The sequence below is a fragment of the Hydrogenophaga sp. T66 genome, from assembly GCF_057219855.1.
The window spans coordinates 128,615-144,279 of sequence record NZ_JBXVVX010000001.1 but is presented as its reverse complement, the minus strand read 5'-3'; the positions used below and the strand labels follow the sequence as shown (position 1 = coordinate 144,279).

General features: G+C 71.7%; 17 protein-coding genes. 1 reads left to right on the top strand and 16 read right to left on the bottom strand.

Annotated features, from left to right (window positions below; all coding sequences use genetic code 11):
• Nucleotides 1–13: 13 nt before the first annotated feature.
• From bioD to AC2D80_RS00590, 7 genes are read right to left on the bottom strand one after another with little or no spacing between them, the layout of a single operon-like run.
• A complete protein-coding gene (bioD, locus tag AC2D80_RS00620) occupies nucleotides 14–700 on the bottom strand; it encodes a dethiobiotin synthase (protein WP_484631035.1) in 687 nt (228 codons plus the stop codon).
• A complete protein-coding gene (locus tag AC2D80_RS00615) occupies nucleotides 700–1,935 on the bottom strand; it encodes an 8-amino-7-oxononanoate synthase (RefSeq protein WP_484631034.1) in 1,236 nt (411 codons plus the stop codon). Before AC2D80_RS00615 ends, bioD begins: the two co-directional genes overlap by 1 nt.
• The gene (gene bioA, locus AC2D80_RS00610; RefSeq protein WP_484631033.1) at nucleotides 1,925–3,238 is read right to left on the bottom strand and encodes an adenosylmethionine--8-amino-7-oxononanoate transaminase; all 1,314 of its coding nucleotides are present in this window, start codon (nucleotides 3,236–3,238) and stop codon (nucleotides 1,925–1,927) included. Before bioA ends, AC2D80_RS00615 begins: the two co-directional genes overlap by 11 nt.
• A gap of 5 nt (nucleotides 3,239–3,243) precedes the next feature.
• Nucleotides 3,244–3,861: a DUF4126 domain-containing protein gene (locus AC2D80_RS00605; protein WP_484631032.1), complete on the bottom strand. Its 618-nt coding sequence runs from the start codon at nucleotides 3,859–3,861 to the stop codon at nucleotides 3,244–3,246.
• Nucleotides 3,862–3,897: 36 nt separating this feature from the next.
• Nucleotides 3,898–4,692 (bottom strand): enoyl-CoA hydratase/isomerase family protein, encoded by a 795-nt coding sequence (locus tag AC2D80_RS00600; RefSeq protein WP_484631031.1) that lies wholly within the window; start codon nucleotides 4,690–4,692, stop codon nucleotides 3,898–3,900.
• A 22-nt stretch (nucleotides 4,693–4,714) separates the two neighbouring features.
• A complete protein-coding gene (locus tag AC2D80_RS00595) occupies nucleotides 4,715–5,224 on the bottom strand; it encodes a DinB family protein (protein ID WP_484631030.1) in 510 nt (169 codons plus the stop codon).
• A gap of 14 nt (nucleotides 5,225–5,238) precedes the next feature.
• Nucleotides 5,239–6,846, bottom strand: a complete 1,608-nt coding sequence (locus tag AC2D80_RS00590) for a carboxyl transferase domain-containing protein (RefSeq protein ID WP_484631029.1) — start codon at nucleotides 6,844–6,846, stop codon at nucleotides 5,239–5,241.
• Nucleotides 6,847–6,955: 109 nt separating this feature from the next.
• Between AC2D80_RS00590 and AC2D80_RS00585 the strand changes: the two genes are divergently transcribed.
• Nucleotides 6,956–8,041 (top strand): AraC family transcriptional regulator, encoded by a 1,086-nt coding sequence (locus tag AC2D80_RS00585; RefSeq protein ID WP_484631028.1) that lies wholly within the window; start codon nucleotides 6,956–6,958, stop codon nucleotides 8,039–8,041.
• A gap of 171 nt (nucleotides 8,042–8,212) precedes the next feature.
• Here AC2D80_RS00585 and AC2D80_RS00580 read toward each other — a convergent pair whose 3' ends face one another.
• The 9 genes from AC2D80_RS00580 to AC2D80_RS00540 all read right to left on the bottom strand — a co-directional run bounded on the left by AC2D80_RS00580 (nucleotide 8,213) and on the right by AC2D80_RS00540 (nucleotide 15,657).
• Complete coding sequence (locus tag AC2D80_RS00580; RefSeq protein ID WP_484631027.1) at nucleotides 8,213–8,899, bottom strand: HAD family hydrolase; 687 nt, start codon at nucleotides 8,897–8,899, stop codon at nucleotides 8,213–8,215.
• A gap of 59 nt (nucleotides 8,900–8,958) precedes the next feature.
• Nucleotides 8,959–9,360: a YchJ family protein gene (locus tag AC2D80_RS00575; RefSeq protein WP_484631026.1), complete on the bottom strand. Its 402-nt coding sequence runs from the start codon at nucleotides 9,358–9,360 to the stop codon at nucleotides 8,959–8,961.
• Nucleotides 9,357–9,782, bottom strand: a complete 426-nt coding sequence (locus tag AC2D80_RS00570) for a rhodanese-like domain-containing protein (RefSeq protein ID WP_484631025.1) — start codon at nucleotides 9,780–9,782, stop codon at nucleotides 9,357–9,359. Before AC2D80_RS00570 ends, AC2D80_RS00575 begins: the two co-directional genes overlap by 4 nt.
• 23 nt (nucleotides 9,783–9,805) lie before the next feature.
• On the bottom strand, nucleotides 9,806–11,269 hold the full coding sequence (locus AC2D80_RS00565) for a TrkH family potassium uptake protein (protein ID WP_484631024.1): 1,464 nt from the start codon (nucleotides 11,267–11,269) through the stop codon (nucleotides 9,806–9,808).
• A 12-nt stretch (nucleotides 11,270–11,281) separates the two neighbouring features.
• On the bottom strand, nucleotides 11,282–12,673 hold the full coding sequence (gene trkA, locus AC2D80_RS00560) for a Trk system potassium transporter TrkA (protein WP_484631023.1): 1,392 nt from the start codon (nucleotides 12,671–12,673) through the stop codon (nucleotides 11,282–11,284).
• 49 nt (nucleotides 12,674–12,722) lie between these two features.
• Complete coding sequence (locus AC2D80_RS00555) at nucleotides 12,723–13,850, bottom strand: acyl-CoA dehydrogenase family protein (RefSeq protein WP_484631022.1); 1,128 nt, start codon at nucleotides 13,848–13,850, stop codon at nucleotides 12,723–12,725.
• Between the two features lie 22 nt (nucleotides 13,851–13,872).
• Entirely contained in the window at nucleotides 13,873–14,157 is a 285-nt protein-coding gene (locus tag AC2D80_RS00550; RefSeq protein WP_484631021.1) for a type II toxin-antitoxin system RelE family toxin, read from the bottom strand.
• Nucleotides 14,154–14,405, bottom strand: coding sequence for a type II toxin-antitoxin system Phd/YefM family antitoxin (locus AC2D80_RS00545; RefSeq protein ID WP_484631020.1), 252 nt, complete (start codon nucleotides 14,403–14,405; stop codon nucleotides 14,154–14,156). Before AC2D80_RS00545 ends, AC2D80_RS00550 begins: the two co-directional genes overlap by 4 nt.
• Nucleotides 14,406–14,475: 70 nt before the next feature.
• The gene (locus AC2D80_RS00540) at nucleotides 14,476–15,657 is read right to left on the bottom strand and encodes an acetyl-CoA C-acyltransferase (RefSeq protein WP_484631019.1); all 1,182 of its coding nucleotides are present in this window, start codon (nucleotides 15,655–15,657) and stop codon (nucleotides 14,476–14,478) included.
• Nucleotides 15,658–15,665: the final 8 nt, after the last annotated feature.

Here is a 15,665-nt window from a genome sequence, read left to right as displayed (position 1 = left end):
GGTTCTCCGTCGTTCAGCGCCACGCGGGCGCGTGGTCCAGGGTCAGGTGGGCCGCCACCGCGGGCGGGGCGGGATCGGGCAGTCGCGGCACCACGCCCCAGCACGGCGCGGGGAGTGCGGCGCGCAGGGCGGCGAGGTTGTCGGCGAGGTGGGGCATGGCGGGGTCCACCGCGTTGGCGACCCAGCCGGCCAGCGGCATGCCGCGGGCGCGCACCGCCTCGGCGGTGAGCGCGGCGTGGTTGAGGCAGCCCAGGCGCAGGCCGACGACCAGCAGCACCGGCAGGCCCAGATCCACCGCGAGGTCGGCCGTGTCCCAGCCGGGCGCCAGCGGCACCCGGAAGCCGCCGACACCCTCAACCAGCACGAGGTCGGCCCGGGCCGCCGTGGCACGCACCGCACCGAGGATCGCCGCGCGGTCGATGGCCGCGCCTTCCAGCGCTGCCGCGATGTGGGGGGCGCAGGCCGTGCGCCACTGGAACGGACCGACCTCGGCCTCGCTCAGGCCGAGGGTCTGGGCGCGGTGCAGGTGGCGCACGTCGTCGTTGAACCAGCGTCCGTGCGCGTCGAGCGCCTGCCCGGCCGCCAGCGGCTTGACGGGGGCCACGCGGCGCCCGGCGGCCTGCAGCGCGTGGACCAGCCCGCCGGTGACGGTGGTCTTGCCGATCTCGGTGTCGGTGCCGGTGATGAACAGGCCGCGCATCACAGCAGGGTCTCCACCACGCGCCGGCTGCGCGCGGCGATGGGTTCGAGCGCGTCGAGCAGGCGCTGCACGTCGCCCTCGGTGTGGGTGGCGCAGAGCGTCACGCGCAGGCGCGCGGTGCCGGGCGGCACGGTCGGCGGGCGGATGCCCGGCACACGCAGGCCCTGCGCTTCGAGCGCGGCCGACACCGCCATCGCGGTGGCGTTGTCACCCACCACCAGCGCCTGCACCGCCGTGGCCGACGGCAGCAGCCGCCAGCCGCTGCGCGGGTGGCGGTCGATCAGCGCCTGCGCGCCGACACGCCATTGCACCACCCGCTCGCCCAGGGCCTGTCGGCGCGCGGCGCCCTCGTCCGACACGATCAGGCGCAGCGCCGCGAGAACCGCGTGTTCCACGGCCGGCGGCGCGGCGGTCGAGAAGATGTAGTTGCGGGCCGTCTGCAGCAGGAACTCGGCGATCGTGGCGTGGGCCACGACGAAGGCGCCGGCCACGCCGGCCGCCTTGCCCAGGGTACCCACGAGCACCAGCCGTTCGCTGCGCAGGCCGGCGTGTTGCAGCGCGCCGAGGCCGTCGTGGCCCAGCACGCCGAAGCCGTGGGCGTCGTCAACCAGCAGCAGCGCGTCGTGGGCCTCGGCGAGGGCCAGGAGCGCGCGCAGCGGGGCGATGTCGCCGTCCATGCTGAACACGCTGTCGGTGACGATGAGCTTGCGCGGCGCGTGGCTCCTCGACAGCCGGTCGGCCAGGGCCACCGCATCGCCGTGCGGGTAGCGGACCACGGTGGCGCGCGCGAGGCGCGCGCCGTCGATGAGGGAGGCGTGGTTCAGGTCGTCGCAGAACAGCTCGGCGTCGGCGTCGCCCAGCGCGGTGAGCACGCCGAGGTTGGCCATGTAGCCGGTGCAGAAACCCAGCGCCCGGGCCTGGGGGATGTGCGCCTCGAAGCGGTCGGCCAGCCACGCGCTGACGGCGGCGTGGGCGGCCGTGTGGCCGCTGACCAGCGGCGAGGCACCGGCCCCCGCGCCCCAGCGCAGCGCACCCTCGGCCAGCGCGGCGGTGAGCGCCGGGTGGGCGGCCAGCCCGAGGTAGTCGTTGCTGCAGAACATGAGCAGCTCGCGCGCGCCGCCCCCGTCGCGCCAGCGCTGGCGCGGCGCGGTGCCACTGTCGGCCACGCGCAGGCGGCGCGTGAGGCTCTGGGTGTCGAGGGCGCGCAGGCGCGTCTGGCAATGGTCAAACCACATCGTGAAGGGTGTCCCGGACGGCGGCGGCCAGCCAGTTGGCCCGCGCGGCGTCGATCAAATAAGGCGGCATGACGTACACGCTGCGGCCGATCGGGCGGATCAGCAGTTCGCGCGCGCGGCCCGCGAGGTGGAAGCGTTCGGCGAACCCGGCGGGCGCGGCGGGAACGTCGAAGGCGAGGATGGTGCCGCGCTGGCGCAGGTGGGCCACGCGGGGGTCGCGGCTCAGCGGCGCGAAGGCCTCGGCCAGCCACGCGGCCTGCCGCGCGTTGGCCGCCAGCTGGCCGGCGTCGAAGCGGTCAAGCACCGCGTTGGCCGCGGCGCAGGCCAGCGGATTGCCGGTGTAGGAGTGCGAATGCAGGAAGCCGCGGGCGGTGTCGTCGGACCAGAAGGCCTGGAACACCGCGTCGGTGGTCAGCACGAGCGACAGCGGCAGGGTGCCGCCGGTGATGCCTTTGGACAGCAGGACGAAGTCGGGCCAGTCGGCGGGCCCGGCGGGCTCGGTGTGCTCCCAGGCGAAGAAGCGGCCGGTGCGGCCGCAGCCGACGGCGATTTCGTCGGCAATCAGGTGGACGTCGTGCGCGCGGCACAGGGCGCGCGCGGCACGCAGGTAGTCCGGGGAATGCATCACCATGCCGGCGGCGCCCTGCACCAGGGGTTCCACGATGAGCGCGGCGAGCTCGTGGTGGTGGCGCTCCAGCGTCTCGCGCAGGGCCGCCAGCGCCGCGGTTTCGTCGCCGGTGCGGCTGTCGGGCGCGTCGATGATGAGCGCGTGGCGCAGGAGCGGGTCGTAGGCGTCGCGGAAGACGGCCACGTCGGTCACGGCCAGCGCGCCGATGGTTTCACCGTGGTAGCTGTGGCGCAGGCAGGCAAAGCGCTGCTTGGCGGTGCGGCCGCGGTTGCGCCAGCTGTGAAAGCTCTGCTTGAGCGCGATCTCCACGGCGCTGGCGCCGTCACTGGCGAACGACGCGTGGCCCAGCGCGCCGCCGGTGCGCGCGGCCAGCCGCTCGGCCAGTCGCACGGCCGGCTCGTGGGTGCAGCCGGCGAGCATGACGTGCGGCAGCGTGCGCAGTTGCGCCTCGATGGCGGCGATCAGGCCGGGATCGCTGTGGCCGAACAGGTTGACCCACCACGAACTGATGGCGTCGAAATAGCGTCGGCCGGCGGTGTCGATCAGCCAGGGGCCGTCGCCGCGGGCGACCGCCAGCGGCGGCACCTGCGCGGCGCGCGCCATCTGGGTGCAGGGATGCCACACGGCCGCGAGGCTGCGGCGCTGCAGGTCGTGGGGCAGGTCGCTGGCGTGCATGGGTGTCAGGCGCGAGCCCATCCGCCGGTCAGGCGCCGCCACGCGGCGCGCAGGAAACGCCACAGCCAGGCGGTCAGCAACCACATCAGCACGACCACCACCGCCAGCGCGACGCCAAAGGCCAGCGGATGCTGGATGGCCAGCCACAAGGCGCCCACCACCAGACCGTCTTCCAGCAAGCTGGCCAGCACGTTGCTGACCGGTTCGGGCGAGGCGTTGATGGCGGCGCGGCTGCTGGTCTTGGCGGCCTGGCTGGTGGCGGCCAGCGTGCCGCCCAGCAGCGCCGCGACCACGGCCATGGTCGGGCCATCGGCGCCCAGCGCCGCGGCCGCCAGCGCCGCCCCGGCCGGCACGCGGATCACGCTGTGCACCAGGTCCCACATGGAGTCGATCAAGGGCAGCTTGTCGGCCAAGAACTCGACCATGAGCATGAAGCCGCTGGCGACCAGCACCGCGGGGTGCTGCAGCACCGTCAGCCCTGGCGGCAGCGCGAACCAGTCCATCGCGCCGGCCACGCCGGTGAGGAACACGGCGGCATAGAGGCGCAGGCCGCTGGCCCAGCCGAGCGCGGCGGCCAGGGCCAGCAGCTCCGGGGTGCCCAGGGTGGCGAGCGCGTCGGTCATGGCGGTGCCGTGCGGCGGGGCGTCGGGGGCGGCGCGTCAGGCGGCGGGCAGCCAGCCGGGCGCGCGTTTGTTCAGGAAGGACGACAGGCCCTCGCGGCCCTCGTCGCTGGCGCGGATGTCGGCGATGCGGCGGGCGGTGTCCGCGCGCAGTTCGGCGGTGACCGGCGCGCCGGCCACGTCGCGCACCAGCGCCTTGCAGGCGCGCGCGGCGGCGGGACCATTGCCCACGATGGCGTTGACCACGCCCTGCACGGTGGCATCCAGCGCCTCGGCGCCGACCACCTCGTGCACCAGGCCCAGCGCCTGCGCGCGGGCGGCGTCAAAGCGCTCGGCGGTGACCATGTAGCGGCGCGCGGCCTGCGCGCCCATGGCACGCACCACATAGGGGCTGATCGTGGCCGGCAGCAGGCCGAGGCGGGCCTCGCTCAGGCAGAAGGTCACGCCCTCGACCGCCACCAGCACGTCGCACACGGCAGCCAGCCCCATGCCGCCGGCGTAGCAGTCACCCTGGATGCGACCCACGATCGGGACCGGGCATTGGTCCAGGGTCCAGAGCATGTCGGCCAGCCGCTGGGCGTCGGCGCGGTTGTCTTCCCACGAGTAGCCGGCCATGGCCTTCATCCAGTTCAGGTCGGCCCCGGCGCAGAAGGCCTTGCCGTGGGCGCCAAGGACGATGACCCGCAGGTCGGGCTCGCGCGAGAGGGTGGCGAAGGTGTCGGTGAGCGCGGCGATGACGGCGTCGTTGAACGCGTTGCGCACGTCGGGGCGGTTGAGCCAGACGTGGGCCACGTGGGGCCGCGGGCGGCTGACGTCGAGCACGGTGTCGGTCATGAAAGTCTCCGGGGCCCGCGCGTCACCGCGCCGGCATGCCTTGCAGGAAATACACGAGGTCCAGCTCCGGGCCGGGCTGCCCGAGCTGGGTGAGCGCGGCGGTGATCTGGCCGCGGTGGTGGGTGGCGTGGTTGAAGACGTGGGCGAGCGTGGCGCCGAAGGGCAGGCGCACCGCCTGGCCACGCATCGAGGTGTAGGCGAGGTGGCCGCCGAAATGACCCAGGGGCCAGTCGGCGATCAGGCGCTCCCAGGCGCGCGCGCCGCCGAGCAGCGCCTGCGCCAGCCGGGCGCGGTCGGGTTCGGCCTCCAGGTCCAGCGCCACCACCGGCGAGAGGCCGCGCGCAAAGCGCGGCTGCCACAGCAGCGCCTCGGTCACGAGCAGGTGGTTGAGGGTGCCGTGCAGGCTGCGGAAGAACAGGCCGAGGTCGCGGCGGTAGTCGGCCTCGTCGACGTGGGCCACCGCGGCCAGCAGGCGCTCGGTGGCCCACGCGTGGTAACGCGCGAGGCTGAGGAAATGGTCGCGGACGTCCATGGCGGGCGGTCCGGTCACATGCGGAACACGCCGAACTTCGGCTCGGGGATCGGGGCGTTCATCGCGGCCGACATGGCCAGCGCGAGGATGCGTCGCGTGTCGGCCGGGTCGATCACGCCGTCGTCCCACAGGCGGGCGGTGGCGTAGTACGGGTGGGACTGCTCGGCGAACTGGTCCAGCAGGGGCTTCTTGAACGCGGCTTCTTCCTCGGCGCTCCACTGGCCGCCGCGCGCCTCGATGCCGTCGCGCTTGACGGTGGCCAGCACGCCGGCGGCCTGCTCGCCGCCCATGACGCTGATGCGCGCGTTCGGCCACATCCACAGGAAGCGCGGGCTGTAGGCGCGGCCGCACATGCCGTAGTTGCCCGCGCCATAGCTGCCGCCGATGATCACGGTGAACTTGGGCACATTGACCGTGGCCACCGCGGTGACCATCTTGGCGCCATGGCGCGCGATGCCTTCGTTCTCGACTTTGCGCCCTACCATGAAGCCGGTGATGTTCTGCAGGAACAGCAGCGGCACCTTGCGCTGCCCGCACAGCTCGATGAAGTGCGCGCCCTTTTGCGCGCTCTCGGAAAACAGCACGCCGTTGTTGGCGACGATGCCGATCGGCATGCCTTCGATGTGCGCAAAGCCGCAGACCAGGGTGCTGCCGAAGCGGGCCTTGAACTCGTGGAACTCCGAGTCATCGACGAGCCGGGCGATGATCTCGCGCACGTCAAAGGGCTTGCGCGTGTCGGTCGGGATCACGCCATACAACTCCTCGGCCGCGAAGCGCGGCGCGCGCGGCTCGCGCAGGGCCGCGGTGACTTCCTTGCGGTGGTTGAGCGCGGCCACGGCCTGCCGCGCCAGGGCGATGGCGTGGGCGTCGTTCTGCGCCAGGTGATCGGCCACGCCGGACAGGCGCGTGTGCACGTCGCCACCGCCCAGGTCTTCAGCGCTCACCACCTCGCCGGTCGCCGCCTTCACCAAGGGCGGGCCGCCCAGGAAGATCGTGCCCTGGTTCTTCACGATGATGGTCTCGTCGCTCATCGCCGGCACGTAGGCACCACCGGCGGTGCAAGAACCCATGACCACCGCGATCTGCGCGATGCCCTGCGCGCTCATGTTGGCCTGGTTGTAGAAGATGCGGCCGAAGTGGTCGCGGTCGGGGAACACCTCGTCCTGGTTGGGCAGGTTGGCGCCGCCCGAGTCGACCAGGTAGATGCAGGGCAGGTGGTTCTGCATCGCCACCTCCTGCGCGCGCAGGTGTTTCTTCACCGTCATGGGGTAGTAGGTGCCGCCCTTGACGGTGGCGTCGTTGCAGACGATGAGGCAGTCGACACCGCTGACGCGGCCGATGCCGGCGATCACGCCGGCGCAGGGCGCGTCGCCCTGGTACATGCCGTGCGCGGCCAGCGGCGCCAGCTCCAGGAACGGCGTGCCGGGGTCAAGCAGCATCGCCACACGGTCGCGCGGCAGCAGCTTGCCGCGGGCCACGTGCTTGGCGCGGGCGGCCTCGCCACCGCCGGCGGCGGCTTTCTCGATCTGCACGCGCAGGTCATCGACCAGCGCGCGCATGGCCGCGGCGTTGGCCTGGAAATCGGCGGAGCGGGGGTTGAGCTGGGAAGTGAGGATCGGCATGGCGGCATCGGACGGGCTGGCGTGGGGCCCCGAGGATAGCCGCTGGCCGCCCGCCCCGGCGCGACAGGCAGGTTGCAAATCACGCCACGACAACGCACACTGCCATCCCATGCCTCCCCCGCCCCACGCCGCGCCCTCTGCCCCGGCGCCCAGCCCCGCTGCAGCCACGACCACCGCGGGCCTGCCCCATGACTTGCGCCAAGGGCCGGCGCTCACGCCGATCAGCCTCGTCCGCGGGATGGTGTGGGCGTATCAACGCCGCGGGCGTGATCCGTCGGACGCCCTCGCCGCGGCACAAATCACGCCACAGGATCTGGCCCAACCGACAGGGACGATCACGGCCGCGCAGATGGAGGCGGTTTCCTACGCCGCGATGCGCGAACTGGACGACGAAGGGCTGGGCTGCTTCGCCCGCGCCCTGCCCTGGGGCAGCTACGGCCTGCTGGCGCGCGCCTCCCTGAGCGCGCCCACGCTGGGCGTGGCGCTCAAGCGCTGGTGCCGCCATCACGGCCTGCTCACGCCCGACCCCGCGCTGGCGCTGGAGACCGACGGCGCCAGCGCCCGCATCCGCCTGCGCTGGACGGCCGACCCCGGACCGCTGGCCGAGCTCGGCGTGGTGTCGGTGCTGCGCAACGTGCATGGGCTGGCGGCCTGGTTCGTGGACTCGCGCCTGCCGCTGCGCGGCGTAACCCTGCCCTACCCGGCGCCGCCCCACGTGGCGGCGTACGCCCACCTGTTCGACGCGCCCCTCACCTTCGACGCGCCCGAGGCCTCGCTCACGATCGACGCCGCCTACCTCGCGCTGCCGCTGCGGCGCGACGAAGGCGCCATGCGCGCCCTGCTGCAGCGCGCGCTGCCGCTGACCGTGCGCAGCTACCGGCGCGACCGGCTGCTGGTTCAGCGGGTGCGGCAGGCGCTGCGGACCTCGCCGGACGCCATGCGCAACGCCGAGGCCCTGGCCGCCGCCCTGCACACCTCGGTGCGCACCCTGCACCGCCAGCTGCGCGACGAAGGCGCCACCCTGCAGAGCCTGAAAGACGAGGTGCGGCGACAGCTCGCGCAGGACCTGCTGCGCCGCACCGCGCGACCGATCAAGCAGATCGCCGCCGCAGTGGGCTTTCGGAGCGAAAAAAGCTTCATCCGCGCCTTCCGCGACTGGACCGGCCAATCGCCGGCGGCCTGGCGCGAGGGCTAGGAGGCTGCGCGGCGGAAGGCATCGACGCGAAACGCGCGAGAACCGAGGATCGTGGGGTGCCACCGACAAGCCCAGGGCGGATCCCTGGGCGCAGGAGGTGGTACCCCAGGAGACCGGTTGATCGCGTGTTGCAGCCGATGCTCCTTCTGCCGCGCCACCTCGTGGTCCAGGTCAGGCGTGCAGGTCGTCGAGGTGGTGGATCACGCGGGCCACCGGCAGCCCGTCGAATGCCCGGCCATGGCCCTGCGGGCAGTAGCCCCACACGGTGGCGCCCGCGGCCAGACCAGCCTGCGCGCCGGTGGCGGTGTCTTCGATCACCAGGCAGTCGCGCGGGTCCACGCCCAGGTGGGCCGCGGCGGCGAGGTACACATCGGGCGCCGGCTTGGACCGCGGCAGGTCGTGGCCGCTGAAGACCGCCGCGCCGAAGAACGGCGCGAGGCCGACCTGCTCCAGCTGCATCACCACCTTCGCCCGGTCCGCGCCCGACGCGCAGGCGATGCGCCCGCCCACCCGCGCGTGCACCCGCGCCACGGCGTCGAGCGCCCCGGGCATGGCGCGCAACTCCGCCCGCAGGCGCGCGTTGCGCCGTGCGTAGAAAGCCTGCATCCAGTCCTCCGTGAGCGGTCGGCCGGTCTCGGCTTCGATGCGCAGCCGCAGGTCACGCACCGCGCGACCGATGAACAGCGCCTCGCACTCGGCCGCGCCGATCGCCCACCCGGCCTCGTTGAGCATCTCGCGCAACACGCCGTTGGTGATTGGCTCGCTGTCCACCAGCACGCCGTCGCAGTCGAAGAGCACGGCCTGGACGAAGGAGCCGCCGCGCGCTGCAGACGGCTTCTCCACCCTTTCGGGGGCCACACCGGGGGATCGGCCATGGCGGATCCACGGTGTGTCCGGGCTGTCAGCACCGCGGCCGCTCACAGCGGGTCACCATCGACGTAGTACCAGGCGCCGTCTTCGCGCACGAAGCGGCTGCGTTCGTGCAGGCGCTGGCCGCGGCCCTGCCAGCGGGAGCGGGCGACGAATTCGACCTCGGCGTCGTCGGGCCCGAGCGCGCGGTGCTGGCGCACCGCCAGACCCAGCCATTTCACACCGGGCTCGAGGTCGAGCGAACGCGGGCGGGTGCTGGGGTGCCAGGTGGTCAACAGGTGATCGACATCGCCACGCACGAACGCGGTGTAGCGCGAGCGCATCAGGCGCTCGGCGTCGGGCGCGGGCACGCCGGTGCCGAGGTAGCGGCCGCAGCAGGCGGCCAGCGGCGCCCCGCTGCCGCACGGGCAGGCCTCGGGCGCGGGCGCTGGGGGGCGGGCGGTCTTCATGGGCGGCGCCGCGCCTGGCGCTCGGCCAGCGTTTCCACCGGCGCACCCTGCACCACCCAGGCGGCAAAGCCGCCCTCGATGTGGGCCACGTTGGTCATGCCCATGTCCTGCAAGGCTCGGGTGGCCAGCGCGCTGCGCCAGCCCGCGCCGCAGAACAGCACGAACTCCTTGGACTCGTCACCGAACAGGGGCTTGAAGTAAGGCGACGCCGGGTCGACCCAGAACTCGAGCATGCCGCGCGGCGCGTGAAAGGCGCCGGGCGCGGTGCCTTCGCGCTCGAGCTCACGGATGTCGCGGATGTCGACCAGCTGCAGGCGCGGGTCGCCGGCGGCCAGGCGCCGCGCGACTTCAGCCACGGTGTGGGTGGTGATGACGGCGGTGGCGGCGTCAACCAGGGCCTGCGAGGACGTGGTGATGGGCATGGGAATGTCTCCGGAGATCGGGCTCAGCGGCGCCAGAACGCGCCGGTGAACAGCACCAGCACGCTCAACAACTCCAGCCGACCCAGCAGCATGGCAAAGCTCAGGACCCAGATCTGGAAATCGGCCAGCACGCCGAAGTTGCTCGACGGCCCCACCAGCCCCAGCCCCGGGCCGATGTTGTTGACGGTGGCCACCACCGCGGAAAACGCGGTCACGATGTCCAGACCGCTGAACAACAGCAGCATGGTCAGCCCCATGGTGGCCGCGCCGTAGATCAGCATGAAGCCCAGCACCGCGGTCATCACCGACATGGGCATCACCTTGCCGCCCAGCGTGACCGGGTTGACGACCCGAGGGTGGATGATGCGGACCAGCTCGCGCCGCGCCTGCTTGACCAGCAGCACCATGCGGACCATCTTGATGCCGCCACCGGTGGAGCCGGCGCACGACGCGAAGCAGCCCAGAAACATCATCAGCACCGGCGCAAACACCGGCCACTGCGCGTAATCGGTGGAGGCGTAGCCGGTGGTGGTGGCCAGCGAGACCACGTGAAATGCGCTGGTCCGGATGGCGTCGGGCACATGGTCGACCACGCCTTGCGTGGTCAGCATCAGCGCCACCAGCGCGATCGCCGCCACCAGCACCACCAGGTAGGTGCGGATCTCGCGGTCGGCGGTCACCGGCCGCAGCGATCGCGTGCGGATGACCATGAAGTAACGCACGAAGCTGATGCCGGCCAGGGTCATGAACACCGTGGCCACCCACTCCAGGCGGGCCGAGTCGAAGTGGCCGAAGCTCGCGTCGTAGGACGAGAACCCGCCCAGGCCCATGGTGGTGCACATGTGCATGAACGCGTCGGCCCACGACATGCCGCCCCAGCGGTAGGCCAGCATGCAGGCCAGCGCAAACAACGCGTACACGCCCCACAGCCCGCGCGCCGTCTCGGCGATGCGCGGCGTGAACTTCGTGTCCTTCATCGGGCCCGGTGTCTCGGCGCGGTACAGCTGGAAGCCACCCAGTCCCAGCAAGGGCAGCACCGCCACCACCAGCAGCATGATGCCCAGCCCGCCGATGAGCTGCAGGAAACAGCGCCATACGTTGACCGACACCGGCAGCTGGTCGAGCCCCGACAGCGCGGTGGCGCCGGTGGCGGTGAGAGCGCTCATCGCCTCGAAGTAGGCCTTGGTGAAGGTGATGTCGGGCACCGTGGCCATCAGCGGCAGCGCCGCATACAAGGGCAGCACCACCCACACCAGGTTGACCAGCAGGAAGCCGTCGCGCGCCTGCAGTTCGCGGCGGTGGTGCCGCGTGAGGTGCCACAGCGCCGCACCGCTGGCCACGCTCACCGCGAAGCCATAAGCCCACACCAGCGCGTGGTGCTCGTGGTCCAGAAACCAGGCCCAGCCGAGCGGCACCAGGTAGGCCGGCGAGAACGCCAGCAGGATGCGGGCGAACACGGCCAGGACGGGCAGAAAGCTGTGGCGCATCGCGGGGGCGGGTCAGCCGAAGAAGGTGGCGCTGACCTGGAACAGCCGCTCCACCTCGCGCACCAGCCGCTTGTTGGGGATAAAAACGACCACGTGGTCGTCGCTCTGGATCACGGTGTCGTGGTGCGGCATCAGCACCTCCGAGCCGCGCCCCTCCCCCCGCACGATCACGCCGATGCGCGCGCCCGGCGGCAGACGGATGTCCTCCACCCGCCGACCGACCAGCCGGCTGGTGCGCGCGTCGCCGCGGGCGATGCCCTCGATCGCTTCGGCCGCGCCGCGCCGCAGGCTGTGCACCGCCGCCACGTCGCCACGCCGCAGGTGCGTCAGCAACTCGCCGATCACCGCCTGCGCGGGCGAGATCGCGATGTCGATGGTGCTGCCCTGCATCATGTCGGCGTAGGCGCGGCGGTTGATCAGCGCCATCACCCGCCCCGCCCCGAGGCGCTTGGCCAGCATGCTGGAGAGGATGTTGTCCTCGTCATCGCTGGTCAGCGCGAGGAACATGTCCATCTGGCCGACGTTTTCCTCCAGCAGCAAGTCCTCGTCGGCGCCGTCGCCCTGCAGGATCAGCATGCTCGACGGCAGCTGGCTGGCCAGGTACTCGCAGCGGCGCGGATCGTGCTCAATGATCTTGACCTCGCACTGCCCGACCAGGCTGCGCGCCAGCCGCAGGCCGACGCGGCCGCCCCCGGCGATCATCACCCGCTGCACCGGCTTGTCGAACCGGTGGATCGCGCCCAGCACGTCGCGGATCTTCTGCGTGTCGGCGAGCACGAACACCTCGTCGCCGGCCAGCACGCGCGTCTCCGGCTGCGCCTCGACCTCACGGTCCTGCCGGTACAGCGCCACCACGCGCATCTCGCACTGCGGAAAACGGTCGCGGAATTCGCCGATGGTGTGGCCCACCAGCGCGCCGCCCGCCACCGCGCGCACCGCGATCAGGCTGGCCCTGCCGTCGGCAAACTCCAGCACCTGCAGCGCCTCGGGATAGCTGATGAGCCGGTGGATGTGGCGCGTCACCGAGGCTTCGGGGCAGATCACGTGGTCCACCGCGAAGCCACTCTTGCCCAGCAGCTCATCGCCCTCGGCAAACTCGGGCGAGCGCAGGCGCGCGATGGTGGACGGACACTGGAACACGTCGTGGGCGATCTTGCACACGACCAGGTTGGTCTCGTCCTGCGCGGCGCAGGCAATCACCATGTCGGCGTCGGCCGCGCCGGCGTCGCGCAACACCGAGGGCTGCACCCCGTTGCCCACCACACCGCGCAAATCCAGCCGCTCCTCCAGCAGCCGCAGGCGCTGGGCGTCCATGTCGACCATGGTGATGTCGTTCTGCTCGGACACCAGGCTCTCGGCGACGCTCTCGCCCACCCGGCCAGCGCCCAGGATCAGGATCTTCATGGACAGCGATGGTACCCCCCGGCGCATCGCGCGCGCCGGGGCGGCGGCGTCACAGCGCGCGCTGGATCAGGATCTTCTGCACGTCGGACGTGCCTTCGTAGATCTGGCAGACGCGCACGTCGCGCCAGATGCGCTCGACCGGAAAGTCGTTGACCACGCCGTAGCCGCCGTGCACCTGGATCGCGTCGCTGCAGACGCGTTCGGCCATCTCGCTGGCGAACAGCTTGGCCATGGCGGCTTCTTTCAGACAAGGCCGGCCGGCGTCGCGCAGCGCGGCGGCGTGCAGGGTGAGGGCGCGCGCGGCCTCGATCTGGGTGGCCATCTCGGCCAGGCGAAAGCCCACCGCCTGGTGGTTGATGATGGGCTGGCCAAAGCTCTCGCGCTGGCGCGCGTAGGTGAGCGCGCACTCAAACGCGCTGCGCGCCATGCCGATGCTCTGGGCGGCGATGCCGATGCGCCCGCCCTCCAGCGCCGAGAGGGCGATCTTGTAGCCCTCGCCTTCCTGGCCGATGAGGTGGTCGGCCGGCACGCGGCAGTTCTCGAAGGTGATCTGGGCGGTGTCGCTGCTGTGCTGGCCGACCTTGTCTTCCAGGCGGGCGACGGTGTAGCCGGGCGTGTCGGTGGGCACGATGAAGGCGCTCATGCCGCGCTTGCCTGCGGCCTTGTCGGTCACCGCAATGACGATGGCCACGGTGCCGTTTTTGCCGCTGGTGATGAACTGCTTGACGCCGTTGATCACGTAGTGGTTGCCGTCGCGCACGGCGCTGGTGCGCAGGGCCGACGCGTCGCTGCCGACGTGGGGCTCGGTGAGGCAGAAGGCACCCAGGCCGCGGCCCTGCGCGAGGGGGCGCAGGAAGCGCTCCTGCTGCTCGGGGTTGCCGTAGCGCAGCAGGATGGCGTTGACCGGGCAGTTGGTCACCGAAATGACGGTGCTGGTGCCGCCGTCGCCCGCGGCGATCTCTTCAAGCACGAGCGCCAGCGTGACGTAGTCCAGCCCCGCGCCGCCGAGCGACTCGGGCACGCAGATGCCGTAGCAGCCGAGTTCGGCCAGCCCGCGGTGGGCGTCGTGGGGGAAATGGTGCTCCTTGTCCCAGCGGGCGGCGTGGGGCCAGAGCTGTTCCTGCGCGAACGTCCGCACGGCGTCGCGGATCATGGTTTGGTCTTGGGTGAGCAGCATGGGGAGGGTTGGGTGAGGATCTTCAGCGCCCTTGAAGGAGCGCGTACACGTCATCGCGGGTGCTGATGGCCATGATGGTGAGCACCCGGCGGGCGTCATCCACGTGGTAAGCGAGGCGGTACTGGGGCGTGGTGATCTTGATCTTGTAGAGATCGGGAGCGCCGTGGAGCGCATCCCGGGGAACCCGCGGGTTCAGCAGTCGTTCCTTGGCGAGCTTCAGCTTGAAGCGCTTTTTGACGCTGTCGTCGAGCCTGGCCCATTCGCGCTCGGCGGCCGGGTGGATGGCCAGCTGGTAGGCGGTGGTCACAGGTCGTCGAGCGAAACCGGTCGGGCGGAAGACAACGTATCGAGCCGCTCGACGGCCTTGGTGGTCACCACGCGATCCGCCAGCTGGTCGAGCACCCGGGCCATCCACGCGTTGGACACGATGTAGCCGGCGGGCTTGTTGTGGTTGAGCACCACCAGCGCCTCGTCACCGGCTTGGTCGAACACGCGCGCCGGCGCCTCCCTCAGCTCGGAAATGCCCACGCTGTTTCGGGCCAGCAATGCATCCATGGCGACTCCAATCAGAAATCCACAAAATTTCGACAAATTTTAGTCAAATCTGCGGAGCCCGCCAACCACCTCACACCAGTTCGATGGCCATCGCGGTGGCCTCGCCACCACCGATGCACAGCGTGGCCACCCCGCGTTTGCCGCCGCGCGCCTGGAGCGCGTGGATCAGCGTGACGAGGATGCGCGCGCCGCTGGCGCCGATCGGGTGACCCAGCGCGCAGGCACCGCCGTGGACGTTGACCTTCTCGTGCGGCACCTGAAGCTCGGCCATCAGCGCCATGGGCACCACGGCGAAGGCTTCGTTCACCTCCCACAGGTCCACGTCCGCCACGCTCCAGCCGGTGGCGGCCAGCAGCTTCTGCGTGGCGTAGACCGGGGCGGTGGTGAACCAGTTGGGTTCCTGCGCGTGGGTGGTGTGACCGACGATGCGCGCCACCGGCGTGGCGCCGAGGCGCTGCGCGGTGGAGGCCCGGGCGAGCACCAGCGCGGCCGCGCCGTCGTTGATGGAGGAGCTGGAGGCGGCGGTGATGGTGCCGTCCTTCTTGAAGGCGGGCTTGAGCGCCGGAATCTTGTCGAGCTTGATCTTGCCGGGGCCTTCGTCGATGGACACCACACGCTCGCCGCTGCGGTCCTTCACCGTCACCGGGGCGATCTCGGCGGCAAAGGCGCCGCTCTCGGTCGCGGCCTTGGCGCGGGTCACCGAGGCGGTGGCGAAAGCGTCCTGCTGCTCGCGGGTGAACGCGTATTTCGCGGCGCAGTCTTCGCCGAAGGTGCCCATGCTGCGGCCGGGCTCGTACGCGTCTTCCAGGCCGTCGAGCATCATGTGGTCAAAGATGCGGTCGTGGCCCATGCGGTAGCCGCCGCGGCCCTTGAGCATGAGGTACGGGGCGTTGGTCATGCTTTCCATGCCGCCGGCCACCATCACCTGGGCGCTGCCGGCCACCAGCATGTCGTGGGCCAGCATGGTGGCCTTCATGCCCGAGCCGCACATCTTGGACAGTGTGACCGCGCCGGTGGACAGCGGCAGCCCACCCTTGAGCAGCGCCTGCCGCGCCGGCGCCTGGCCCTGGCCGGCCATCAGGCAGTTGCCGAACAGCACCTCGTCGACGGCGGCGGGGGCGATGCCACTGCGGGCCACCGCCGCCTGGATCGCCACGCCACCGAGGTCGTGGGCCGCGAGGGGGGCGAAGTCGCCCTGGAAGGCGCCCATGGGCGTGCGGGCGGCACCGAGGATGACGATGGGGTCGGACATGGAGAACT

What these genes read in the sequence shown, in the direction of transcription:
- trkA (WP_484631023.1), bottom strand. Translation starts at nt 12,673, where the DNA reads ATGAAGATCCTGATCCTGGGCGCTGGCCGGGTGGGCGAGAGCGTCGCC.
- AC2D80_RS00585 (WP_484631028.1), top strand. Translation starts at nt 6,956, where the DNA reads ATGCCTCCCCCGCCCCACGCCGCGCCCTCTGCCCCGGCGCCCAGCCCC.
- bioD (WP_484631035.1), bottom strand. Translation starts at nt 700, where the DNA reads ATGCGCGGCCTGTTCATCACCGGCACCGACACCGAGATCGGCAAGACC.
- AC2D80_RS00600 (WP_484631031.1), bottom strand. Translation starts at nt 4,692, where the DNA reads ATGACCGACACCGTGCTCGACGTCAGCCGCCCGCGGCCCCACGTGGCC.
- AC2D80_RS00605 (WP_484631032.1), bottom strand. Translation starts at nt 3,861, where the DNA reads ATGACCGACGCGCTCGCCACCCTGGGCACCCCGGAGCTGCTGGCCCTG.
- AC2D80_RS00545 (WP_484631020.1), bottom strand. Translation starts at nt 14,405, where the DNA reads ATGGATGCATTGCTGGCCCGAAACAGCGTGGGCATTTCCGAGCTGAGG.
- AC2D80_RS00555 (WP_484631022.1), bottom strand. Translation starts at nt 13,850, where the DNA reads ATGCTGCTCACCCAAGACCAAACCATGATCCGCGACGCCGTGCGGACG.
- AC2D80_RS00595 (WP_484631030.1), bottom strand. Translation starts at nt 5,224, where the DNA reads ATGGACGTCCGCGACCATTTCCTCAGCCTCGCGCGTTACCACGCGTGG.
- AC2D80_RS00575 (WP_484631026.1), bottom strand. Translation starts at nt 9,360, where the DNA reads ATGAAGACCGCCCGCCCCCCAGCGCCCGCGCCCGAGGCCTGCCCGTGC.
- bioA (WP_484631033.1), bottom strand. Translation starts at nt 3,238, where the DNA reads ATGCACGCCAGCGACCTGCCCCACGACCTGCAGCGCCGCAGCCTCGCG.
- AC2D80_RS00565 (WP_484631024.1), bottom strand. Translation starts at nt 11,269, where the DNA reads ATGCGCCACAGCTTTCTGCCCGTCCTGGCCGTGTTCGCCCGCATCCTG.
- AC2D80_RS00570 (WP_484631025.1), bottom strand. Translation starts at nt 9,782, where the DNA reads ATGCCCATCACCACGTCCTCGCAGGCCCTGGTTGACGCCGCCACCGCC.
- AC2D80_RS00615 (WP_484631034.1), bottom strand. Translation starts at nt 1,935, where the DNA reads ATGTGGTTTGACCATTGCCAGACGCGCCTGCGCGCCCTCGACACCCAG.
- AC2D80_RS00540 (WP_484631019.1), bottom strand. Translation starts at nt 15,657, where the DNA reads ATGTCCGACCCCATCGTCATCCTCGGTGCCGCCCGCACGCCCATGGGC.
- AC2D80_RS00590 (WP_484631029.1), bottom strand. Translation starts at nt 6,846, where the DNA reads ATGCCGATCCTCACTTCCCAGCTCAACCCCCGCTCCGCCGATTTCCAG.